We start from the raw sequence: 24,077 nt of genomic DNA, 5'->3' as shown, positions 1-24,077 counted from the left end.
GATACTTTTGGGACATCCCCGTTTTTTAAGCAGACAAATGAGGAGCGTTATGGACGATATAGTTCTGGAAATAAAAAATCTTTCAAAGTCATTTGCAAAGAACAAGGTCCTTGACGGTATAAATCTTACTGTAAAAAAAGGCACTGTTTTGGGGCTTATGGGCGAAAATGGAGCAGGAAAGTCCACTATGATGAAATGCCTTTTTGGTATTTATGCAAAGGATGAAGGCTCAATTTCGCTTTTGGGAAAGCCCGTAAACTTTAAAAATCCTAAAGAAGCTCTTGAGAATGGAGTCGCCATGGTTCATCAGGAACTTAACCAGTGCCTTGACCGTACAGTTACAGACAATCTGTTTCTTGGCCGTTATCCTACAAGGGCTGGAATTGTTGATGAAGCTAAGATGCTCAAGGAAGCGAACAGCCTTTTTGCTTCACTTAGCATGAATGTGAATCCAAAGACCATTATGCGCACAATGTCTGTTTCCCAAAGGCAGATGGTGGAAATTGCAAAGGCGGTTTCTTATGACGCAAAAATAATAGTTCTTGACGAGCCTACATCCTCACTTACGGAGCGCGAGGTTAGCAAGCTTTTTTCTATAGTAGATGACCTTAGAAACAAGGGAGTTTCGTTTGTTTATATTTCGCACAAAATGGATGAAATTTTCCAGATTTGCAACGAAGTCGCTGTTCTTCGTGACGGAAAAATGATTCTTTCAAAGCCTGTTAAGTCAACAGACATGAACGAGCTTATCTCTGCTATGGTTGGACGCTCTTTGGATAAGCGTTTCCCGGATGTGGACAATGCTCCCGGCGAAGATTTCCTTGAGGTCCGCGGACTTACTACAAAGTATGAGCCGGTTCTTGAAGATATTTCGTTTACGGTAAAAAAAGGCGAAATTTTTGGTTTGTACGGACTTGTTGGAGCTGGACGCAGCGAGCTTTTGGAATCTTTGTTCGGAATCAGGACAATCGCTTCCGGCGAAATTATAATGAATGGAAAAAAACTTCACTTTAAAAACAGCAAGAATGCGATGGACTATAGTTTTGCGCTGGTTACCGAGGAACGCAAGCTGAACGGAATGTTCGGAAAAGATACAATCCAGTTCAACACAACGATTACGAACCTTGACAGCTACAAGACGTTCGGTGTGCTTTCAAACCGCAAGATGCAGGAGGCTGCCAACCGCGAAATAAAAACCATGCATACAAAATGCGTTTCAGCTGACGAGCTTATAAGTTCTCTTAGCGGCGGAAACCAGCAGAAAGTTATAATCGGAAAATGGCTTGAACGTCAGCCGCAGGTGTTTTTGCTTGACGAGCCTACGCGCGGAATTGACGTTGGCGCAAAGTATGAAATTTACCAGCTGATTATAAACATGGCGAAAGAAGGAAAGACAATAATTGTTGTTTCAAGCGAAATGCCTGAAATCTTGGGCATTACAAACAGAATCGCCGTTATGTCTAACCACCGCCTTGCAGGAATTGTAAATACAAAAGAAACGGATCAGGAAGCCTTGCTTAGACTTTCTGCAAAATACTTATGATTACTAGGAGCAAGCAAATGAACGAAAATGCATCTGTTGCAGAAATAAAATCTTTGGATGAAGACGAAAAACTCCGCGGATATTCCGAAACTTTGCATAATCTTCGGAAAGACGGAGTAAACAAAATTGCCGACCTAAAGCAGGAAATTTTCTCGCTTAAGAAAAGCAAGATGATTGATCCTGTTGAAAAACAGCGTCTGATTTCAGAAAAAAAAGATGAAATTGAAAAGGCAAAGGTAGTCGCTGCAAAAAACAAGACTGAAGAAATCCGTGTTGAAAAAGAAGCCGTAGCCTACGCAAACACGATTTCAAAGGAATATATCGCTCAGGTTGTTCAGGCGGAAAATGAATCCATTGCAAAACATAAGCAGGATTTTGCGCAGGAAGTATTAAAGATAAAATCTGAATCCGCTGAAAAAGAAAACAAACTGAAATCTTCTGGAATGGATTCCGCTGCTTTAAAAGAAGAAATTGCGACTCTGAAATATGAAACAAAATCAGCTTTGTTCGATGCAAAAAGCCGCTTGTCTTCAGCAGTTGGAAGATGCAAGGACGCAAAAAATCAGGCATTTGTAAATCATGTTCAAAAAAACAGAAGCCTGCGCAACGGAAAAAATAAGTTTTCAGAAGACTTTGTGCTTAACTTGAATGACTATATTTACAAGTTCAAGCTTTCAAAATTTTTCCTTGACAACGGACTTTACCTTGCAATTCTTGTGTTCTTTATAGTCTGCATTATTCTGGCTCCTATTTCTGGAAGCGGAAACCTTCTTTCTCTTCCGAATATTTTTACAATCCTTGAGCAGTCTTCAACCCGTATGTTCTATGCGCTTGGAGTTGCGGGGCTTATTCTTCTTGCTGGAACAGATTTGAGCGTAGGCCGAATGGTTGCTCTTGGAGCGGTTGTTACAGGACTTGTTCTTCATCCGGGACAGAATATTGTTACTTTCTTTGGCATGGGACCTTGGGATTTTACTGCGATTCCTATGGCTGTCCGCGTAATTATGGCGTTGTTTTCTTCTGTGTTCCTTTGTGTGCTTTTCAGCGCGTTTGCAGGTGTTTTTTCAGCAAGGCTCAAGATTCATCCGTTTATTTCAACTCTTGCGACTCAGCTTATAATCTACGGACTTTTGTTCTTTGGAACAAGCGGAACTCCAGTAGGCTCAATTGACAGCGGAATAAAGGACGTTTTCGGCGGAAGATGGGTTCTTGGTGTTATAAACGGTGAGCTTGTTACATTCCCTAAGCTAATTATTCCTGCCGCCATAGCGATTGTTGTCGCTTGGTTTATCTGGAACAAGACAACGTTCGGAAAAAATATGTATGCTGTAGGTGGAAACGCAGAAGCTGCAAGTGTAAGCGGAATAAGCGTGTTCAAGGTAACTTTGGGCGTATTTATTATGGCAGGAATTTTCTACGGATTCGGCGCGTTCTTTGAAGCTTTCAAGGCCAACGCAAGTGCTGGAACAGGGCAGGGCTATGAGCTTGATGCTATTGCGGCATGTGTTGTAGGCGGAATTTCGTTTAACGGTGGAATCGGAAAAATCGGTGGCGCAGTTCTTGGTGTTATAATATTCACCAGTCTTACTTACTGCCTTACATTCCTTGGAATTGACACAAACCTTCAGTTTGTATTTAAAGGATTTATAATTATTGCAGCTGTTGCGCTTGACAGCATAAAATATCTTAAGCGGAAATAATTGTAGAAATTTAAAAAATCTTGTCCAAATAACTTTCCTCCAATTTTGCACCTTTGGGGCTGTTTAGCTTCAAGGGTGCGTTTTTTTATGATTTGATTCTGATTTTTTGTGGAAGAAAATATTTGTGTGTTAGGATTTAAAATAAAAAAAGACACTAAGAAAACTTAGTGCCTGCTTGGGGAGTGAAGGATTCGAACCTACGAAGGAAAACCAACAGATTTACAGTCTGCCCCCTTTGACCACTCGGGAAACTCCCCGACTCAAGCTGCTTGTAGGACTTGGACCCACGACCCCGAGATTACAAATCACGTGCTCTACCAACTGAGCTAAAGCAGCAAATCATCAACTTGCAATTAATCAAGCTGATGAAAAGACTATATACTATAGCACGTTTTGTGTCAATATCTTTAATTTAAAATTTAGCATTTTTTTGATTTTTTCTTAATGAATGTTCCGCACGGATGAACTAAAAATAATAAAACAATAAAATTTGTTAAATCCATATTTGTGTGATATAATTTTCCAATAAAAAAATAAACAAGTTTTAATTTAGGAGTGTAAGAGAAAATCTACCGAAATAGCATCTGTTTTTCTCTACTCAAAATTTGCGTTTAAAACTTTTTATAGGAGTGCATATAAATGCCAATTTCTCCTTATATAAAAGAAACAATGTCTAGCAAAACTGCTGGCGTAATCAGAAAAATGTTTGAGGAAGGACTTGAACTTAAGAAAAAATACGGAGAAGACAATGTCTTTGACTTTAGCATAGGAAATCCGGACTTAAATCCGCCGGAAGAAATTTTTAAGTGCATAGAAGAGCTTGCAAAAAATCGTGAAAAAAATTTCCACGGATATATGCCTAATCCAGGTTATCAGTTTGCAAGAGAGGCGATGGCGAAAAAAACAGAAGAAGAGCAAGGTGTTCCAATTGATTTTAGCTGTGTTGTAATGTCTGTTGGCGCGGCTGGAGCTTTAAATAGTCTTTTTAAGGCGATTCTTTCAGAAGGCGACAATGTTATAGTTCCATCTCCTTTTTTTACAGAATACAGGCATTATGTTCATAATTACGGTGGAAGTTTAATTGAAGTTCCTACAAAGCCTGATTTTTCACTTGACGTGGATGCGATTGCCGCTGCGTTAACAGAAAAAACATCCGCTGTTCTTATAAACAGTCCGAACAATCCAACAGGACGCATTTATTCAACAGAAGAAATAAAGAAACTTGCTGAACTTTTGGAACTTCATGCAAAAAAGTGCGGAAGAAAACCGTATCTTGTGTGCGATGAGCCTTACCGTGCGATTGTTTACGACGGAAACTCTGTTGCTCCTGTTTTTCCGGTTTATGACAGCGCAATTATTGTAACTTCGTTTGCAAAAAATTTAAGCCTTCCGGGTGAAAGAATAGGCTACATTTGTGTAAATCCCGCCTGCCCGGACAAAGATGAAGTTGTAGCCGCTTGTATTTTTACAACAAGAATTTTAGGCTATGTAAATGCGCCAGCTTTTTTTCAGCGTGTTGTTGCTAAAACTTGGAATGTAAAGGTTGACTATTCTCTTTACAAAAAACGCCGCGATATGCTTATGAATGTGCTGGACGAATCTGGTGTTGAGCATATTATTCCTGAGGGCGCGTTTTATATGTGGTGCAAGGCTCCTGAGGTTTTTGGCGCGGACGATATGGCTTTTTGCGATTACTTAAAGAAATACAATATTCTTTCTGCTCCTGGAAGCGGATTCGGCGGAAAAGGGTGGATTCGGCTTGCGTACTGTGTGAGCGAAAAATCAATTGAAAATTCAAGAAAAGCTTTTGTAAAGGCAATGAAAGACTTGGAGGAAGAAAAATGAAAATTTTAATGGTTACAGCAGAAACAGTTCCTTTTGCAAAGACAGGCGGACTTGCAGACATGGTGAGCGCGCTTGCCATTCAGCTTACAAAAATGGGGCATGATGTAAAAATTGTTATGCCGCGCTACTATAAAATCGACAGAAGCAAGCTTGTAAAACTTGAAGGTCCTATGGCAATCGCTGCTGGAACTGTAGAAACCTGGTCGGCTGTTTACACAACAACAATGCCGGGCTGCGAAAAACTTCCAGTCTATTTTATTGACCATGAGCAGTGCTTTGGAAGAGACGGAGTTTACGGTGTGCCTTCTGAAACTGACTTCCATGACAATCCTTATAGATTTGCTGTTCTTTGCCACGGAGCGTTTCAGCTTTGCCGAAAACTTGGCTGGTTTCCTGACATAATTCATTGCCACGACTGGTCAACCTGCCTTGCTCCAGTTCTTTTAAAGCATGTTTGCCGTTACTGCGGATTTGAAAAAACTGCGAGTGTTCTTACAATTCACAACCAAGGCTACCAAGGTCAGTATTCAAAAAATTCATTTCCAGCTCTTGGAATTGACTGGGGGCTTTATTATGGCGCAGGCTTTGAGCATGACGGCGGAATAAATTTCTTGCAAGCGGGAGTTTCGTCTTCCGACATGATAACGACTGTTTCGCCGACTTATGCGCATGAAATTCAAACTGCAGAAGGCGGATTCGGAATGGACGGCCTTTTGCGCGCAAGGGCTGATGTAATTAAGGGAATCTTGAACGGTGCGGATTTGCGTCAGTGGAATCCAGAAATCGATAAGAAAATACCTGCGATTTATTCAGCAAAAAACATGGCTGGAAAAGCAAAGTGCAAGGAAGAACTTCAGAAAAAAATGGGGCTGGAGGTAAATCCTGATATTCCTGTTATTGGAATTGTTACGCGCCTTGTAGATCAAAAAGGCATTGCTGAAATTTTTGCTCCGACTTACGGCTCAATTTACCAAATTTGCACGGACATGAAAGTTCAGTTTGCAATTCTTGGCAGCGGAGAAAGCTGGTGCGAAAACGAGATTTGCGCCTTGCAGTCAAAACTTCCGAACCTTAGAGCCTACATTGGATATGACGATGCTTTGAGCCATCTTATTGAAGCCGGAAGCGATTTCTTCCTTATGCCTTCAAAATATGAGCCATGCGGCTTGAACCAGATTTATTCAATGCTTTATGGAACTTTGCCAATCGTAAGAAAAACAGGCGGACTTGCAGATACTGTTGATAACTACAATCAGCAGACAGGTGATGGCACTGGATTTGTATTTGAGCAGCTTACTCCTCGTGCTATTTATGATACTGTTGGCTGGGCTGTTTGGGCGTATTACAACAAAAAAGATCATATCAAAAAAATGCAGCAGGCAGGAATGAAAAAAACATTTGGCTGGGATGAAGCTGCTGAAAAATATGTTCAAGTTTATAAAGAAGCCTTGGAACGTGGCTGCGGAATAAGACAATAAATTCTTAGAGCCGGTCAACTGAATTTTTCTCTTGAACTGGCTCTAATTGCTAAACGGCACGCAATATGATAATCTAAACTTCACTTTTTTTAACTTGAGGAATCAAATGGCAGACGAAGAATTTGACAGCAACAAGACTTTTTTGGCGTCAGTGGAACGCTCAAAGCAGATAGAAGCAGATATTCAAGTGAATCCGCAGAAATACAGGGTTCTTACTGGCGACCGACCGACTGGAAATCTTCACATTGGACATTACTTTGGCTCTTTGCAAAACAGAGTGCGCCTTGCAAAACTTGGTGTGCCTACAATGATTCTTATTGCCGACTATCAGGTTCTTACCGATCATGATGCGTTTGATAAAATCAGCCAGAACACAAAACAGCTTGTAATCGACTATCTTGCTGCCGGAATTGAGCCTGGTGAAAATGTTATAATTTATCCGCACAGTTATATTCCGGAATGCAATCAGCTTATGCTTCCGTTTATGACTTTGGTGAGCAATGCAGAACTTTCAAGAAATCCGACTGTAAAAGAAGAAATTGCAAGCGCGGGACTTACAAATGTTAACGCCGGAATGTACACATATCCGATTCATCAGGCTTGCGATATTCTTTTCTGCAAGGGAAATGTTGTTCCAGTTGGAAAAGACCAACTTCCGCACATTGAACTTACACGGAACATTGCAAAGGCTTTTAACAGGAAATTTTGCAAGAACAGAGAGCCAGTTTTCCCTTTGCCGCAAGCATTGCTTTCAAAAACACCGAGCATTCTTGGTTTGGATGGAAGCCAAAAAATGAGCAAGAGCCGTGGAAACGCGATATTTCTTTGCAGCACCGAAGACGAAACCGCCTCTCTTATAAAGAAAGCGAAAACTGATTCAGAGCGCGTTATAACTTATGATCCTGAAAGCCGCCCGGAAGTTGCAAATCTTCTTATGCTGATTTCGCTTTGCACAAAAGAAGAGCCTGCTGCCATTGCTGAGCGGATTGGAGAAAAGGGAAGCGGTGAGCTTAAAAAAGTTCTTGCTGAAGCCTTGAATGAAGAACTTCGTCCATTAAGACAAAAACGAGCCGAACTTGAAAAAAATCCTGACTATATAAGACAGGTTCTTCTTGACGGCGTAGAAAAAGCACGCGCGATTGCCATAAAAACTTTGGACGAAGTCCGCGAAGCCATGAACATGAAAATTTAGTTTTAGCTATTCTAGTTATCCTGCTGCAAAACGGCAGGATTTATTTTTGTATTTTAAAACCTGAGGCAAATATGGATTTTGAAGTAAAAGAACTTTCTATGTCTGATGGAAATGTGAATTTTGTTTATCATTGGATTCCGGCGGAAACTGAAGCTGTTGTGGTTTTGAGCCACGGAATGGCTGAGCACGCTGCACGTTATGCTCGTTTTGCGGAATTTCTTGCAAAAAATAAAATTGCGCTGATTGCAGAAGATCATAGGGGACACGGAAAGACTGGTTTAAAAGCTCAGGCTAGCGGAACTGGAATGCTTGGTTTTCTTTCTGATAAAGACGGATTCAACCGGGTAACAGAAGATATTCATGAAGAAATTTTGTATGCAAAAAAACTTTTTCCTGGAAAAAAAATTTTCCTTTTGGGGCATAGCTTCGGCTCGTTTATTGCCCAGAATGTAATTGAAAAATATGGAAATGAAATTGACAAAGCTGTTCTTTGCGGAACTGCCGGTCCTAGACCTTTGACAGTTGCCTTTGCAAATTTTATTGGCGGAATTATAAAATTTTTTGAGGGTGCAAAAAAGCAAAGCCGTTTTATGAATGTTTTGACATTCGGTCTTTCAAATTCAAAAATAAAAAATCACCGCACTGAATTTGACTGGCTTTCAAGAGACAAAGATGAAGTTGACCTTTATATAAAAGATGAGTTTTGCGGTTTTGACGCTACAAATGGATTTTTGTGTGATATATATTCAGGTTTGCGCCAGATTCACAAAAAGAGCAATATTTTGAAAATCCCCCAAAATTTGCCAGTTTTTCTTGTTGCAGGAACTGCTGATCCTGTTGGCTCTTACGGAAAGACTGTAAAAAAACTTTTTAACTGCTATAAAAAATCCGGCATGAAAAATATTTCAATTCATCTTTATGAAGATGCGCGCCATGAACTTTTTAACGAAACAAACCGTGAGGAAATTATGGATGACATTCTGCATTTTTTACAAAGCTAGTTTTCTAGCTCTGCATCCTGCTGAATGTGAAGTCTTCTGGTCCTTTTTGCGCGTTTTGTTTTTACCTGAATTCCAGCGTCCTGCAAAAGTTTCCGCACTGCAAAATCAAGTTCTGTTCTCTGTGGATTTATAGGAAGCACAAAGTTTCTGCAGATTGCCCAGGTTCTTTTGTAAATTTCCGATGCTGAATATTCACTTTGGGCTTCGAGCTTCCAGTCAGTGAGCTGCTCAACAAAATCCTTCAAAAGAAAGTAAAGCCGCTCGCCAAGCCTTGAGTCATGATTTTGCTTTACGAACTCATCGAGTTTTTTTAAATTTTCAAGATATGACTTTGCGAACTTTTTATTTTCAAGAATTAGATTTGAAGCAGCTGGCTGAAGATATTCATACAAATCAGTTTCCAAAGCCGCATTTATAATTTCAAATGAATGTCCGCCGTTTATTATTTTTAAAAACTCTTCTGTGAGCCTTGAAGGTGAAACTGGCGACAAAAGCGGGGCAGAGGTTCTGATTTTCTTTTTTAGCTTGTGAGGAAGTTTGCAGCCTGTTGTTGCTCCGTATTTTACAGCTCTTAGCATTCTTACGGGATCTTCTATAAAAATTCTGTCGATTGGAATTACAGGTCTTACAATTCCTTTTTTTATGTCTTCAACTCCGCCTACATAGTCAATAACCTGCTGCTTTAGAGGATCGTAGTACAGTGCATTCAGTGTGAAATCCCGGCGCAACACATCTTCGTCCATAGAGCCGAACGCATTTCCGATTGAACCATCTACAATTGAGCGGAATGTGCTTACTTCAAAAATTTTTGTTCCAAAGAAAATATGCACAAGCCTGAATCTTTTTCCGATAATGCGGGAATTCCTGAAGATTTTTTTTATGCGGCTTGGAGTTGCGTCTGTTACAATGTCAAAATCCTTTGGCGTTCTTCCCCCAATAAGATCTCTTACAGCTCCTCCGACAATATAAGAGTCAAAACCGTTTTTCTTTAAGCAGTCAATAATAAAAATAGCGTCTGAATCTATTGATTCCCGTTTTATGCAATGCTCGTCTTTTGTATAAACAACGGCTTTTTTTACAGGATTTCCTTTTTCATCTGTAGAATATCTAACTAACACAGTGCGACTATTTTAATGTTCAAATGTTTTGAAGTCAATTACCCGAAAATCATTCATCAAAACGCAAGTGGCTTATTTGTTTACCGTTATTTTGTCTATTATTATGCTGACTTCTTCAATTAAAATTCCTGTGTACTTTTCGATGTTTTCGATTATGTACTGCTGAAGGCTGTGAATTTCTCCTGTGAGCTGGCGGCCGAACGGAACATCGATTGTGATTATAAGCCTATATCCGCGGCTGTCTGTTTTTATTGAAAGTTTTTTTATCCTGATTTCCTGCGAGAATTCATTTATGCAATGCATTGCCATCTGGCTAAGCGCGGCTTCTGAAATTTCAATTCTGCCTTTTTTGCTGAACTCTGGAGTTACAATTGATTTTTCCATTACAGAAGTTTCTTTCTTTAAAAATTTCAGCTTGCTTTTATTTGCAATGTCCCGGAGCGAGTCATGGAAAATTTGCGAGTAGCTTTTTTTTACTTCAATAGCCGGAACAGGAATTACGTGCTTGCCTTCGATTTGCCTTGAGCGGATTGCCTTTTCAATTTCCTCGCGGTTCGCAATGTCTTCGATTTTTATTATTTTTGATGGCAGCGGAATCTGAAGCCTTGTAGCGATTTTTCCAGCCATTTTTTCGCTTGTTCCGATTATGAGAAGTTTTTTGATTTTGTTTTTTTGAAGCGCTTTTGCAACATCATCACGGTGCTGCTTGTCATCAAAAAGCGCGATTCTTACAGCTCCCATGTATGTTTTTTCGTGCTTGGCAGTTTTTCCCGCAAGAATTTTATCGTCCTTTATAAGAAGTCCGTCGTCAATAATTGCCTCGATTCCGTACTTTTGAGCAAGAAGCTTTGCGCGGAAACTTTTTCCTGTTCCGCTTTCACCGACCAGCGCGAAAACTGTAAGACCTGTATGCAGCATTTTTGAAATAAAATTCATATATTAAATTATAAATTCAGCAGTAGGAATTTTCAAGAAATTTTCTATAAATTTTTTAAATAAAGGAGGAAGCTCTGCCTGAATTTCACTTGGAAGCAAAAGCGGATTGTCTTTTGGAAATTCCAGTTTCAAGGCGTGAAGAAAAAATTCGCAGCTAGAAAATTCTCCGTTTGGAATTTTTGATCCTCCGTAAGGTTTGTCTCCCAAAAGTGGAAAACCTTGGCTTGCGCAGTGAATTCGAATCTGATGTTTTCTTCCGGTTTCTATCTGGATTTTTGCAAGCGAAATTTCTTTTCCGCAGAAAATTCCTTGCGCGATTTTTTTTACTTTTGTGCAGGCATTTTTTCCCGCAATCATATCGTCAATCGTAAATTCATTTTCTGGAAGAAAATTTTCAACTATTGCAAGGTAAGTTTTTTTTATGCTGTGATTTTTTATGTTTTCAGAAAACCATTTTGCGCCATGAAGGCTCTGTGAAAATGCGACAAGTCCCGTTGTAAATTTGTCAATTCTGTGGAGCGGTCCAGGCCTGAATGAAAGGGAAGAGGTTTTTGTGTTATGCGCAACGAAATCAGCGAGGCAGAAATTTGAATTTTTTGAAGGCTGAACTTCAATTCCGCTTTGCTTATTTATTATCCAGAGGTGCTCGTTTTTGAATGCCGTTTGAACTGAAATATTGGCATGAATTTTTGGCTGTGCATTTTTGATAGTTGCGCTTCTGTTTAACAAAAAGTCTGCTATGGAAATTTTATCTCCGCTTTTGATTCTGTCTTCTGGAACTGACTTTGCATTGTTTATCTTTATCAATGTTTTTCTTATAAGCTTGAAAATATTTTCGGGCTGAATTCCTTTAGATTCAAATATGCGTTTTACAGCTTTGTCTAGGCGTCTTCCTTCATCATCCTCCTTTGCTTCAAATTCTATAAATTCCATGTGTCTATTATAGAATAATTTATGCTTATATGCTATAATTCTGCACATGAATTTAAAGGAACAGCTCCATTTGTTTTTTTCTCAGCCTGCTTTCTTGGCGTGCTTGTTCAGCTGGCTGTCTGCTCAACTTGTAAAAACTCTCATAAAGCTTTTCTCTGGAAAAGTTCATAGTTTAAAGGAATTGTTTGAACTCCTTTTGTGGCGTACAGGAAGTATGCCGTCTAGTCATTCTGCGCTTGTAGCTACGCTTTGCACTACAATTGGATTCCGTTCCGGTGTTAACAGCGATGTTTTTATTCTTTCGCTTGGTTTTTATTTGGTTACAATCCGCGATGCTGTTGGTGTGCGCCGTGCAAATGGGCTTCAGGCTGCAATGCTTAATAAAATAGGGCGTCTTCTTGCTGCAAAAAATATAATTGAAGAAGTAAAACCAATAAAGGAAGTCCAGGGGCATACTCCGGCGGAAGTTATTATCGGTTCTCTGCTTGGCTTTTTTATCGGACTTGCGTTCAGTGTTTAAAATGAAGCCTAACAAAGTAAAAATTTCGTTTTCCATTGCGGCGGTTTGTTCCGCTTTTATTTTTCTCTTTGCCTTTAGGAGCATTCCGGTTTTTAGAATTTGGGACAGCTATAAAGTTGTTTACGCTGACAAATCTATTTCAGAAGAAAAGGTTCTTTCATGCCTTGAAAATGCAGGCTGCCAGAATATAATAAGTCTTGACCGGCAGCAGATTCCATTAGTTTCAGATTTTACCCCGGTTCTTCCAGATTCTTACAATGAGTATTTGACAAGCCGGCTTGGATATTTTTTTGACTACTCAAAATCTTTTTTGCTTTATTATATTCCGAATGGCTCAGGTCAGCAGATTGTAAAGGCTCTTGAAAATCTTTCGAGTGAAACCGGGCTTCAGGCTGGAATAGACGGAATTCAGCAGTATCCGTTTGCAGTTCCAGTTGTTTGCATTATAGTTTTTTTTACTTTTTTGTATTTGTCTAAAAACAAAGTTCCATTTTTTTTATCGGCTTGCTTTAGCTTGCTTTTGTCTTTTTCCAAGCCGTTTTATCCTATTGCGGCGGCTGCTGTTTTGTATATGCTTTCATGCTATTTATCTCAGAGGATTTGGGGAAGAAAAAAAGCTTTTTCCGTGCTTAAGAAAAATCCGTATTTTATAGTTCCGCTTGCAGTTTCATTTTTTATTTCTTTGCTTTCTGGAGTGCAGGAAGGCTTTCTTATGATTTTATGCGGACTTTCTTCTTGCTCATCTCTTTTTCTTTTGGGAACTTTTGAGTCATTTATGGATTCAAGAAATTCTTTTAAAGTTGCAAAAATTTTTTCTGCTCCTCAGCTTCCGCTTATGTATCCTGCGACGGCTTTTCATACGCTTCTTTGCCTTGCGCCATTGCTTGTTTTGCTTTTTTGTTTTATTTTCGCTTCCAACTTCAGTTTTGCTTCTGGAAAAAATGTTTCGCTTCCTGTTCCTGTTGAAACTTCATCAGAAAGTTCAATTCCTTCGCTTAAGGATTTTTATTGCTGGGCTTGGAATGTGGAGTCGTTTCCGTATAAAAACTTAAATAAAAATTCCGGTTTTGAAAAAGTGCAAGAGGGAAGTGTTGTTTCTGTTCCGCGGTTTGAAGAAAAAGATGGCAGAATTTTTCAGGCGGATTCAATTGTTATGAAATTCAATTCAGATTTTAAAAACCGCATTGATAAAAAAGTTGAATCTCTTGGCTACAATGCGATTGAAAAACTGATGATAAAACAAGGAGAGAATACAAGCGTTGCTTACAGCTCAAAGGAAAATATTTCCAGACGGCCTGATGGATTCAGCGCGGGTTTAATTTTGTCATGTCTTTTTGTGCCGGTTTTCCTTTTGCTTTTGTATGTAGTAAAATCAAACAGGCGCAGAAGTTTGTGAACTGATTTTTTTAAATGATTGCTGTCTGTATTTTTTTGCAGGCGGCTTTGGGAAAAAAGATAAATGAAGACTGTGAATAATTTTGTTTTGCCTGGACATCCGATGTTTCAGGATTCTGTAAGAGCTTTTTTGCCTCGGAAAGTTGTAATTCCATTCAGGCAGTCGAGCGAGGCGGAGTATTCCTGCGGATTTCAGCCGGGCGACATTGTGAGAGAAGGACAGATAATTGCTTCTCCAAAAAATTTTGCGGACGGGGCTAATATTCATTCTTCTGTTCCGGGAAAAATACTTTCTATTTTTAGATGCACGCTTCCTGATGGAACTTTGGGAACTGCGGCGGAAATTTCTACAGACGGCGCATTTTCGTATCTTGGAAAAAAACTTCCTTCTGCCGATTATAATTTTTTGAATGCAGAAACTTTGCTTGAAGAATTTAAAGTAAAGGGGGTTGTGAATACATTCAGCAAAAAAACTGAATCTCTTTGCACCCAGATAAACCGCGGAAATCTTGTAAAAGAACGATTTGTAATTGTAAGAATGTTTGACGAAGATCCAAGCCGGTTTACAGACAGTTTTATTGCAAATAAATTTACTTTGGAAGTTGTTCAAGGAGCATTGATTTGCTGCAAGGCTTTTAGCGCGAAAGGAATTGTTTTTGTTTTGCCTAAGAAATCTGATATTGAAATTTCTTCAGAGCTTTTTGGCAATATTCCTTTTTTATGTGCAAATGCTGAAACTGAAAAATATCCTTGCGGTTTTATGCAGAATTTGATTAGAACAATCCGCAAGTCTTCCAAGAATTCAGAATTTTCAAAAGTAAACAGCAAGTGCCTTTTCTTAGATCCTGAAACTGCATTTTCAGTTTTTGAAGCTGTTGTAAAAGGAATTCCTGTTATTGAGCGCTATGTTCATGTGTACGGAAGCTGTTTGAAATCCGTTGGAATGTTCAAGGCGAGAATTGGAGCTTCCATAAAAAGCCTTGTTGAGCAATGCGGCGGATTTAAAATTCCTCCTTCAAAGATTGTTATAAACGGAATGATTACAGGAATGGCGGCTTCAACTTTGGATATTCCAATTACTAAATCTATAAAGTCTTTGGAATTTGTTCCGGCTACGGAGCTTTGTGTTCAGGATGAAAAAAACTGCATAAGATGCGGAAAATGCAGAAATGTTTGCCCGGAAGGACTTTCACCTGATTTGCTTTACAAGCATTTGGCAGAAAACTATCATCTTCCAAAAGAACTGTGCGCTACAAGTTTGCTCTGCTCCCATTGCTCTGTCTGCAACAGCGTTTGTCCTTCGCGCCTGCCTTTAAGCCAGACAATAGCTTTGCTATAAGGAAAAAAAATGACAAATACAGAATTAAAAAAACATTGTTCAAAAATAACTTTAAATCCGTTTGCAAGCGCATCTTATTCACTTGGAACAATTTCATTTGTGATGATTGCGCTTCTTCTTGTGCAAGTCGCTATGCTGGCACTTTCAAAAAGCTTTGCCTCTCTTGTTGTGCTTTTATTTGCTTTGCTGGCGTCGGTTTGCGCGGAAGCTGCCTTTTACTTTTCTAAGCGGACTGAAAAACATACTTGGAGAATTTCTGTTATACAAGGCTTGATTGCAGGACTTTTGATTCCTTCTGTTTATCCAGTCTATGCGGTTTTTGCCGTTGTGTTTTTTACTTTGCTTCTTGGAAAATTTGTGTTCGGAAACTTTGCTTCGTCTTGGGCTAATTTAGTCGCGCTTTGCATTGTCACTTTGTATTTTCTAAATCCTTCTGCGTTTCCTCCGTTCTCTGTTTCTGCGCAAGACCTTCAGGCAAGAAATGCGGCTCTTTCTCTGATTCAAAATGGAACAGTTCCTTTGCTTGAACTGGATTCTTCTATCACAGATTTTTTGAATAGCTATATTTTTAAGTTTTTTGGAATTTCAATTCCAGATGGATATGTGAGCTTGTTCTGGGACAATGGTTCTGTGATTCCGGCTTTTAGATTCAACTTTATAACTTTAGTTTCTTCAATTATATTGGTTTCATTTGATATGGTGGATTACGTTGTTCCCGCTGTTTTTCTTTTTGTCTATTCATTTTTGGTAAGATTTTTGCTTCCGTTTTTTATAGGCGGAATTCCGTTCCAAGGCGACATTCTTCTTGCTCTTCTTACAAGCGGAACTTTGTTTTGCACGCTTTATCTTTTGCAATGGTACGGAACTTTGCCAATGACTTTGTGGGGAAAAATTCTTTATGGTTTTTTTGCAGGACTTATTGGCTTTCTTATAATTGGAAGCGGAACTTCTTCTGCAGGCTATGTTTTTTTGATTCTTGTAATAAATTTGCTTTCTCCTGTAATTCAGTTTTTTGAAGACAAAAATCTGTATGAAAATGTTTCCAAAAAACTTATTCCGCGCATAAAGGAAATCAGCGAGGTTTAAAATGCTTGAAGATGAAATTGAAACTGTAGATAACGAAAAAAAACTTTTTTATAAAACGCTTCTTATAAAGTGCGGAATTTTCTGCGGAATCCTTGCTGGATTTTTTGCAATTCTTGTTTTGTTTACTTTACTTGGAAGAAATTCCTGGAAGAACGGGCTAAAAAAAGAAACAGCGAAAGTTTTAAAAGACAACGGCATTGAAAACATTCAGCTTGGAAATTGGGTAAAGATTAAAACTGTGCTTACAGTTTCAGTTTCTGTGTATGAAGCGTTTTCTGGAAATGCTGAAAATGAAATGTATGCATTAATTGTTCGGGTTCCGACTTTGTACGGACCAGTTCCTGCTGTTTACATTTATTCAAATAAAAACGGCGCAGAGTTTATTGGTTTTTCGCATATTGCAGGAAAAACAAATTTTCATATAAAAGAGAATTCAGAAAATTCTCAAATTGAATACTGGAAAAATAAAATACCAGCGATTATAAATACAAAATTTTCCAGTTGAATTTGACTGCTTTTTTGGAAGGTTAAAATGAAAAAAAACGAACTTTATATTTATATACCTCTTTCATTTGCGCTTCTTCTTCCTGTCCCTGGAAGATTTGCCTACGGACTGATTATGATTTTTCTGCTTTATCTTATGTCTGTGTGCGGAATTCTTTTTAAAAAGTTTGCTGTAAAATTTTTTAATGCAGAACTTCACAATGTAATTGTAACAATTATGTTAGTTTCGCTCTGTATACTTGTCCGTCAGCTTGTGATAATTTTTTCTCCTTTGACTGCATTTGTTTTAGGAATTGTATTTTTTATGCCGGCTTTTACTTCCTTTATTCTTGGAAACTTGTATTCTCCTTCTAGCTTGCCAGTCCTTTTTGAGCTAAAAAATGTTCTTGTAAAGTGCAGTTTCTTTTGTGCTTTTGCGCTTGTGTTTTTCTTTATAAGAGATGTCTTTGGATACGGAACAATTTCTTTTCCTTCAGCGAACGGAATTTTTGAAATTCAAATTTTCAGTGCGGAAAATAAAATTTTGCCTTTTTCATTTTTAGCTTCAATTCCCGGAGCAGTTGTCCTTTTGCTTTTATTTAACGCATTGTTTTTCAAAATAATTTCGGCTTTTGAAATCATAGAAACTTCACAGGTGGACTAAAATGTTTTCAGTTTTTTTCTATTATATTTCTTATGCGTCTATAGTCTTGGTTTATGGAATTGGAATGGAGCGGGCAGTTTACCTTTCTGGAAATAAAAATCCGCTTTGGCTAAAGGCTATAAAAATGCTTATAACTGCAAGTTCTGTTTCAGCCTTGTCTTATCTTTTTGTAAATTCGCTTTTAGTTCCTGCTGAACTTTCCGAGCTTTATCCTTTTGCTGTTCTTTTGATTTTTATTCCTGTTTCGGTTTTTATAGAAGCAATTATCAGAATAACGACAAAAATCAGCGCAGTTGAATTTTCTATTTCGCTTCTGTTTATTTTTGTTGCCATTACAGAAAGTTCTTCGCTTGCTGAATGTGTTTTTATAGCTTGTATATGTGTGCTCTCATTTTTTATTTTTATACCTTTTGTTTATTCTCTTTGCCGGAAATTTGATCTTTATGGCGGCAGAACTGAATGCTCAAGAAATAATTTTATTCTTGCGAGCATTGCGATTATCATGCTGATTCTTTTGTGCTGGAATGTTTCATGGCTGAATAAAGGAGTTTTTAAATGGTAGCGGCGATTCTTTTTGGACTTCTTTTTATAATTGTTATTTCCTTTTTTTGTGTTTTTATTTTTTACATTTTGTCTCCTTCACTAAAAAAACAGGAAATTCCTTTTGAAAATTCTTTGATTTCTGAAACTGAACTTTTAGAAAAATCTAACTTTGAAGAGTTTTCTGCCGCTACAGAAAATAAGGCTGTTGTGCTATGTTCGTCTGAAAAAAATTGCGGTGAAAAAAGAATTGATTATAATGGTCCTAAAAACTGCGCTTTATTCTTTTCAGTTTTTGACACGGAATACAATTGCAAATATATTTGCGCAGGATTTGGAGACTGCATAAAATCTTGTCCGCGCGGCGCATTGTCCATAAAAAATAAAACAGCAGTTGTAAGCAGTCTTTGCAACGGCTGCGGAAAATGCATTGATTCCTGTCCGCATAAAATTATAAAGTTGATTCCGGTCGCAACAAAAAAAATTGCGGTGTGCAATTCGCCTTTCTCTGAAAAAACAGAATGTTCAGAATTTCTTGTTGAAAAAGAAATCTTGCCTTTGGATAAGAGAGGCTTTAAATTCTGGAAAAAGTGCTATACAATATTTTGCAAAAGGTAAGCTGCTTTAATGAAGAGTAAATTCTGTCTTGTTCTAAATGCTGATTTAGAAAGTTCTGATGAAACTGTTTTGCTTGAAAAAAACTATCAGAATGTTTTTAAACCGTTGCTTTCATTTTTATATTCTCATAAAGATTTTTTTCTTACTATTGGATTTTCAGGATCGCAGCTTGCACATTACGAAAAAAAGCATCCAGAATCAATAGAACTTCTTCATGAGCTTACCTCTAAAAGACAGATTGAAATAATCGGCGGCGGATATTATTCTCCGATTTTTCCTTTGCTTTTGCCAATGGACAGAAGCGGCCAGATTGAAAAAATGAATTCGCTTGTCCGCTCAACAATTGGAAAACGTCCGTGCGGAATGACTTTGTTCGGAAGCATTTGGGATTCTTGCCTTGTTTCAACTTTTCAGTCATGCGGAATGGAATATATTTTTTTGGACAGTTCTCTTGTTCCAAAAAAGCATTTAAAGTGCTGTCCGCTGATTGCAAGCGAGCAGGGAAGAAGCATAAAAATTTTCCCGTCTTATAAAAACTTAATTCCATCTGAAAATGAATCTTTTGAAGAATGGACTTCAAGAATTAAAACTTTTGCTTCAAGAATTAAACCAGAGCAATTTTCTTTTTCGGATGATCAGTTTTTTGAACCTGTGCTTTCTCTTTGTTTTTCATTTGAGCAGTTCGCTTCTTTTATGAAATCGCAGTGCTTTTCTTCTCTCTCTGAAAATGCAGAAGATGTTTCTTTTACAACTCCATATTTGTATTTGAAAAAATCAAAGTGCTTTTCTCCGGCTTATATTCCTGCTGGAATGGACAGCGAAATTTCCAAGTGGAGCTTGATTCCGTTTGAACAGGTAGAAAATAAAACTGGATTTCCGCCTACAATACACGACTACCTGAATTTGTATTCACAGAACAAAAGACTTTATGAGCGCATGGTTTATATCAGTATGCTGGTTTCGCAGTGCAAGGGCGGAGACAAAGTTAGAAAAAACGCATCATCTGAAATGCTTTGGAAAGCGCAGGACGGAACAAATTATTTGTCGCTGTCTTTTGGCGTTCCTTCTCCTGCTGAAAAAAGGCAAAAAGCTTTTTATTCTTTAAATGAAGCTGAACGTCTGATTCGCGAAGCTGCAAAAAATTTCAGAGAGTCGCTTACTTCTTTTGACTGCAACGGAGACGGACTCAACGAATATATTTGCCAGATGGAAAAATACAATGCGGTTGTTTCTTTGCACGGCGGACAAATTTCTGAGCTAAATTTTATAAAGAACGGTGCTAATTATGCCGCAAGCCTTTCCCGGATTGAAAAGTTTGATTTGGGAACAGATTTTTATAGCCGTGGATTTTTTTCCGATCATTTGATTGAGCCTGAAAAGTTTGAAAAGTATTTGGCAGAAGAAACAATTGAAAAATGCATTTTTTCCAATTCACAGTTTTCAGAAAAAAAACTTGAATCCAAGCGAAAAGAAATTCAACTTGAAGGAAATGGACTTTTTTCTTCTATGAAACTTCCTGTAAAGCTTAGAAAGAATTTTATTTTTTCTTCAAGCGGAATCACAGCTCAATATATTTTAAAAAACGAAAGCCCGATTGAATTGAACGCAGTGTTTGTGGTTGAGCTTAATTTTGCCCAGACACGCTTTGACAAAAAATTTGAAATGGGAAGCCAGTATTCTACTGAAGCTGTATTGAATGAGTCTCGTCTTCTTTTGCCGGATTCTTTTTATGCTGCTGAAGGCGTTTCTATTATTCAAGTAAAGGATTCAGCAGACAAGCGCATTTTTGTTATTGAGCCAAATGAAGATTCCGGGCTTAGCTGCGCAATGCTTATGTTTAAGCGTCCTGTTGACAGTCTTGATCCAAAAGTAACTTCTTCTACTTATAAAGTTGCTCTTTTTTGGAATATAAATCTTTCTGCCGGAATGGAAAAAGAAAAGACAATTAACTTGAGTGTTATGCCTCTAAAAAAATAAAAAATAGTCGTTCTTGTGCTGATCAGGAATCTGTTGTGAAATTTCAATGGATTATCGGGTCAAGCCCGATAATGACATTAAACTATAAAATTCGGTATTCAGTTATCATCTTCCTGCAAGTTTTTTCTTTAAACTTTTGTAGAACCAGGCGCGCAGTTTTTCTGCTGTCTTATAGAACGAGTACCAGTTTTTCTTTAGAACAACATCAAAACTTCCTGGCCTATGAATGAGTTTTCCGCCGAAACCAGTTTTAAAAAGGAACAAGCCGTGCATTGGATGGTTTTTATTTTCTTCTGGAGGACATCCATAAAAATCATAGACTGGGCAGCCGAATTTTTTTGCATCGCAGATTGCATTCCATTGAAGCAAATACGCCGGCATAAAGTTCCGCTTTATATTTCCCGAAGCGCCGTAAAGATAAACTGCTTCTCTTTGGCAGAACAAAGTGATTATTCCTGCAAGAACGTCTGAGCCATGCTTTGCAAGATAAAGTTTTACAACTGGAGCATTTGGAGTTTCTGCGCTTGAGTTTAACAAGTCAAGATAATAATTTTTTTGATGAAACTGAACTCCATCTCGTTCGCTTGTCTGCATAAAAAGCTTAAAAAATTCTTCAAATGCGCTTGGAAAATCAGCGTCTTTTGCGGAATAGGATTTTACTTCAACACCTTTTTTCGCAGCAAGCCTTATGTTGTATCTCCATTTGCTTTTCATTTCAGAAAGAATTTTTTCTTCGGATTCCAAAAGCGAAAGCAAGACTGTATCTGGCGGCTGTATATCTGTGGCTGTTTTTTCTATGCAGAAATTTTCTTTCTTTGTCTTGCGTTGCTTTAAAAATTTTTTTTCATTTGCGACAAAATTATTTTTTTCTTCAAGACTTTCAAAGTCAATCGCAGGATCAAATCTTATGCAGATTGTGTCTTTTGGCAGAAACTTAAATATTTTTTTTGAAATAGATTCAAGTTCATTTGAAAATTTCTGGCTAAGGTTTTCTTCATTGCTGGAAAATTCTGGAGACATTGGAATATACGCTATGCTGAATTTCTTAATTTTCAAACTGAACGAGCGCACAAGAACTGAAAGGCATTTTTCATTTTCCTTGTATTCTTTAAAGGATTCAACTTTAGAAACATTATCTCCATCAAAGATAAAGAAAAATGTTTTCCAGCCATGCCTGCCTTTAAAGTCTGCCCAAAATTCAGTTTGTAAAAAACGTTGCTCCTGATTTCGCATTTTGCCTTTTCCAGCTTTTTAGTGAACGTTTCCGTTTTTTGTTTTTACAGTTGAAATTTGTTTTCCAGCTGCGGTTAGAGATTTTCCGCCAATCTGCACTTTGTTTTCCAAAACTTTTATTTCAACTGCAAAAAAATCTTCCGCCTGAATTTGCTCCGGCTTGGAATTTTCTGAGGAGCATTCAAGAATAACCTTTGTTCCGGGTTCTGCCCAAGGAGCTTCCAAAGGTTCTACGCAGTCTTTTCCGTCTTTATCTTTGTAGTCGGCGGCAAGCAACATTCCTTTGCTTTCAACTCCGCGCATTTTTCTTGGAGCAAGATTTGAAGCAAGAATTATATGTTTTCCAAGAAGCTCTTCAGGCTTTAGAAAATCACGCAGTCCGCTTTGGATAATGCGTTCTGTTCCGCTTCCGTCATCAAGAGTTTCAATGTAAAGTTTGTCGCTTTCAGGATTATTTTCAATCTTTGTAATTTTTGCAACTTTCAGCTCGATTTTTTCATTGAACCATTCAGCCTGTTTTTCAAAAGGAAGAACTTCAATCTGCTTTTTTTCTTTTTTCTGTTTTTTTTCAACTGGCTTTGCGTTGCGGTCTTTTTGTGTTCCTGAAAATTTCTGCCTGAACGCTTCCATTGTCTTTTGATCGAGCGGGGTAAAGAAAACTTCCGTCGGTGAAACTTCGCTTAAGCCTTCTGTGTTTCCAAGATCAGACCAGTCAAGGCCTTCCGGCTTTTTTTCATCATTGAAACGTGGCTCTCTGATTTTCTTTCCAAAGTAAGACATTATTTTTTCTGCGAACTGTGGCATATAAGGATGCGCCATAATCATAAGGTCTTTTATCATGTAGCAAAGATTGTGAATGAGTTTTGCAGCTCGCTCTGGATCTGTTTCTCTTGTTTTCCATGGCTCTGTGTCCTGGAACGCTTTGTTTCCGATGTCTGAAATTGCAAACACTTCATGGAATGCGTCTTTTAAGTTTGCCCACTCAAGATATTCCGTTGCTTTTGCCTCATGCTCTTTTACCTGCGCCCAAAGTTCTTCATCAACTGGAGCGTCTGGAATTTTTGAATCATAATATTTCTGAACAAAAAGAAGAGTGCGGTTTACAAGGTTTCCAAGATTTCCGATAAGCTCTCCGTTGTAACGCTCGCGGAATTCTTTCCAAGTGAACTGATAGTCCTGTTTTTCCGGGCGGTTGTAGAAAATGTAGAATCTCCATGCATCTGCCTTGATTCCGCTTTCCTTTGCGTCTGTTCCAAACACACCTACGCCACGGCTTTTTGAAAATTTTCCATCCTCGTAGTTTAAGTATTCAGTTGAAGACATGTGGAACAATTTTGTAAAGTTATGTCCGCTTCCAATTTGCGAACATGGGAAAATTACTGTGTGGAACGGAATGTTGTCTTTTCCAATGAACTGGAACAAGTCAACCGGCGGCTTGTTTTTTGCTTCTTCACTTTCTTCTGGAAGCCACCAGCTTTTCCAGTCAAATGAAGGCTTGGATGCTGCAATAAGCTCATCGGCAAGCTGCTTTGTTATTGAAATATATCCGATTGGAGCGTTGAACCAGACATAGAAAACTTTGTTCTCATATCCGGCCTTTGGAACAGGAATTCCCCATTTTAAATCACGTGTAATCGCGCGTTCGTTAAGTCCGTCTCTTATCCAGGCTTTTGTTATGTTGATTGCGTTGTCTGACCATCTGCCTTCTTTGCTTGTCTTGTTCATCCAAGAGTCAAGGTTCTTGCTGATTGAAGGAAGGTCTATATAAAGATGACGGGTTTCCCTTATTTCCGGAGTAGAACCGCAAGTTGCGCACCTTGGAGATTTTAGCTCAACTGGGTCTAAGAGCGAACCGCATTTGTCGCATTGGTCGCCTCTTGCATCTTCGAATCCGCATTTAGGGCAGACTCCATGAACATAGCGGTCCGCAAGGAACATCTGGCATGAAGGGCAGAAAAGCTGCTTGTTTGTATGCTCTTTTATGAATCCGTTTTTGTCCAAATCCTTGAACATTGCCTGTGTTATTTCTGTGCATTCTTCATTTGAAGTGCGCCCGAATTTGTCAAATGCAATGTCAAACCATTTGTAGATTTCGTCATGCTGCTTGTAATAGTAGTCGCAAAGTTCGCGCGGAGTTTTCTTTTCTTCAACAGCGCGTGTTTCTGTGGCAGTTCCGTATTCATCAGTTCCGCAGACATAAAGAGTTTCGTATCCACGGCTTCTGCAAAACCTTGCAAAAACATCGGCGGAAAGCATTTGTATTAAATTTCCAAGATGAGGAATATTGTTTACATAGGGAAGGGCTGAAGTTACAAGTCTTCTATTTAAATTCTTAATATTTTCCATAATGTTACAATTATAACAAAATGAGCCTTTGTCCACAAGGGATTTTTGAGCAAAGGAAGTTCTAATAAGGTTTTTGAGCAAGAATTCATTTTATTAAAAATCCGTGCCGCGGATATGTGCAAGTCCGCAT

The 24,077-nt window shown here is 38.3% G+C and carries 19 protein-coding genes, 2 tRNA genes and 1 pseudogene; 15 read left to right on the top strand and 7 right to left on the bottom strand.

Translation table 11 applies throughout. The features are described from left to right. Nucleotides 1-49 precede the first annotated feature (49 nt). On the top strand, nt 50-1,543 hold the full coding sequence (locus B3209_RS08645; protein ID WP_296662379.1) for a sugar ABC transporter ATP-binding protein: 1,494 nt from the start codon (nt 50-52) through the stop codon (nt 1,541-1,543). A gap of 17 nt (nt 1,544-1,560) precedes the next feature. Beyond that, entirely contained in the window at nt 1,561-3,243 is a 1,683-nt protein-coding gene (locus tag B3209_RS08640; protein ID WP_296662381.1) for an ABC transporter permease subunit, read from the top strand. Nucleotides 3,244-3,419: 176 nt separating this feature from the next. On the opposite strand, the gene B3209_RS08635 is transcribed toward B3209_RS08640, so the two are convergent. Further along, nucleotides 3,420-3,500, bottom strand: a tRNA-Tyr gene (locus tag B3209_RS08635). 6 nt (nt 3,501-3,506) lie between these two features. Then, a tRNA-Thr gene (locus tag B3209_RS08630) sits at nt 3,507-3,579 on the bottom strand. A gap of 303 nt (nt 3,580-3,882) precedes the next feature. On the opposite strand from B3209_RS08630, the gene B3209_RS08625 reads away from it, so the two are divergent. The 4 genes from B3209_RS08625 (at nt 3,883) to B3209_RS08610 (ending at nt 8,759) form a co-directional block, all read left to right on the top strand. Next, entirely contained in the window at nt 3,883-5,088 is a 1,206-nt protein-coding gene (locus B3209_RS08625; protein WP_296662383.1) for a pyridoxal phosphate-dependent aminotransferase, read from the top strand. After that, nucleotides 5,085-6,566, top strand: coding sequence for a glycogen synthase (locus B3209_RS08620; RefSeq protein ID WP_296662385.1), 1,482 nt, complete (start codon nt 5,085-5,087; stop codon nt 6,564-6,566). The genes B3209_RS08625 and B3209_RS08620 overlap by 4 nt, the downstream gene beginning before the upstream one ends. Before the next feature lie 106 nt (nt 6,567-6,672). Continuing rightward, on the top strand, nt 6,673-7,758 hold the full coding sequence (gene trpS / locus B3209_RS08615; protein ID WP_296662387.1) for a tryptophan--tRNA ligase: 1,086 nt from the start codon (nt 6,673-6,675) through the stop codon (nt 7,756-7,758). Nucleotides 7,759-7,829: 71 nt separating this feature from the next. After that, nucleotides 7,830-8,759: an alpha/beta fold hydrolase gene (locus tag B3209_RS08610; protein WP_296662389.1), complete on the top strand. Its 930-nt coding sequence runs from the start codon at nt 7,830-7,832 to the stop codon at nt 8,757-8,759. On the opposite strand, the gene pcnB is transcribed toward B3209_RS08610, so the two are convergent. The 3 genes from pcnB to B3209_RS08595 all read right to left on the bottom strand — a co-directional run bounded on the left by pcnB (nt 8,756) and on the right by B3209_RS08595 (nt 11,746). Next, nucleotides 8,756-9,877, bottom strand: coding sequence for a polynucleotide adenylyltransferase PcnB (gene pcnB, locus B3209_RS08605; protein WP_296662391.1), 1,122 nt, complete (start codon nt 9,875-9,877; stop codon nt 8,756-8,758). The genes B3209_RS08610 and pcnB overlap by 4 nt on opposite strands. 72 nt (nt 9,878-9,949) lie before the next feature. Then, nucleotides 9,950-10,813 carry a hypothetical protein gene (locus B3209_RS08600; RefSeq protein WP_295799420.1) on the bottom strand — a complete coding sequence of 288 codons (864 nt, stop codon included), beginning with the start codon at nt 10,811-10,813 and terminating at the stop codon, nt 9,950-9,952. Between the two features lie 3 nt (nt 10,814-10,816). After that, a complete protein-coding gene (locus tag B3209_RS08595) occupies nt 10,817-11,746 on the bottom strand; it encodes an RluA family pseudouridine synthase (protein ID WP_296662393.1) in 930 nt (309 codons plus the stop codon). 46 nt (nt 11,747-11,792) lie between these two features. Between B3209_RS08595 and B3209_RS08590 the strand changes: the two genes are divergently transcribed. From B3209_RS08590 to B3209_RS08550, 9 genes and pseudogenes are all read left to right on the top strand, one after another. After that, nucleotides 11,793-12,266 carry a divergent PAP2 family protein gene (locus B3209_RS08590; protein WP_276749859.1) on the top strand — a complete coding sequence of 158 codons (474 nt, stop codon included), beginning with the start codon at nt 11,793-11,795 and terminating at the stop codon, nt 12,264-12,266. 1 nt (nt 12,267) lies between these two features. Further along, complete coding sequence (locus tag B3209_RS08585; RefSeq protein ID WP_296662395.1) at nt 12,268-13,662, top strand: hypothetical protein; 1,395 nt, start codon at nt 12,268-12,270, stop codon at nt 13,660-13,662. A 63-nt stretch (nt 13,663-13,725) separates the two neighbouring features. Then, complete coding sequence (locus B3209_RS08580) at nt 13,726-15,000, top strand: hypothetical protein (protein ID WP_296662397.1); 1,275 nt, start codon at nt 13,726-13,728, stop codon at nt 14,998-15,000. A gap of 9 nt (nt 15,001-15,009) precedes the next feature. Further along, nucleotides 15,010-16,086: an RnfABCDGE type electron transport complex subunit D gene (locus B3209_RS08575; protein WP_296662399.1), complete on the top strand. Its 1,077-nt coding sequence runs from the start codon at nt 15,010-15,012 to the stop codon at nt 16,084-16,086. 1 nt (nt 16,087) lies between these two features. After that, nucleotides 16,088-16,591 carry a hypothetical protein gene (locus B3209_RS08570; protein ID WP_296662400.1) on the top strand — a complete coding sequence of 168 codons (504 nt, stop codon included), beginning with the start codon at nt 16,088-16,090 and terminating at the stop codon, nt 16,589-16,591. Between the two features lie 27 nt (nt 16,592-16,618). Beyond that, nucleotides 16,619-17,233, top strand: coding sequence for a hypothetical protein (locus B3209_RS08565; protein WP_296662402.1), 615 nt, complete (start codon nt 16,619-16,621; stop codon nt 17,231-17,233). A gap of 1 nt (nt 17,234) precedes the next feature. Then, nucleotides 17,235-17,795, top strand: coding sequence for a hypothetical protein (locus tag B3209_RS08560; protein ID WP_296662404.1), 561 nt, complete (start codon nt 17,235-17,237; stop codon nt 17,793-17,795). Beyond that, nucleotides 17,789-18,202 (top strand): annotated as a pseudogene (locus tag B3209_RS08555) (hypothetical protein); the annotation flags it as partial. The gene B3209_RS08560 and the pseudogene B3209_RS08555, both read left to right, overlap by 7 nt. A gap of 198 nt (nt 18,203-18,400) precedes the next feature. Further along, nucleotides 18,401-20,368: an alpha-amylase/4-alpha-glucanotransferase domain-containing protein gene (locus tag B3209_RS08550; RefSeq protein ID WP_296662408.1), complete on the top strand. Its 1,968-nt coding sequence runs from the start codon at nt 18,401-18,403 to the stop codon at nt 20,366-20,368. 105 nt (nt 20,369-20,473) lie between these two features. On the opposite strand, the gene B3209_RS08545 is transcribed toward B3209_RS08550, so the two are convergent. Together B3209_RS08545 and metG are read right to left on the bottom strand one after the other, a co-directional pair. Further along, entirely contained in the window at nt 20,474-21,601 is a 1,128-nt protein-coding gene (locus B3209_RS08545; protein ID WP_296662409.1) for a lipid II:glycine glycyltransferase FemX, read from the bottom strand. An 18-nt stretch (nt 21,602-21,619) separates the two neighbouring features. Beyond that, nucleotides 21,620-23,947, bottom strand: a complete 2,328-nt coding sequence (gene metG / locus B3209_RS08540) for a methionine--tRNA ligase (RefSeq protein ID WP_296662411.1) — start codon at nt 23,945-23,947, stop codon at nt 21,620-21,622. Between the last annotated feature and the right edge of the window lie 130 nt (nt 23,948-24,077).

The sequence above is a fragment of the Treponema sp. UBA6852 genome (assembly GCA_002449305.1).
In the GTDB taxonomy this organism is placed as follows: domain Bacteria; phylum Spirochaetota; class Spirochaetia; order Treponematales; family Treponemataceae; genus Treponema_D.
This window is presented reverse-complemented; position numbering and strand designations above follow the sequence as displayed.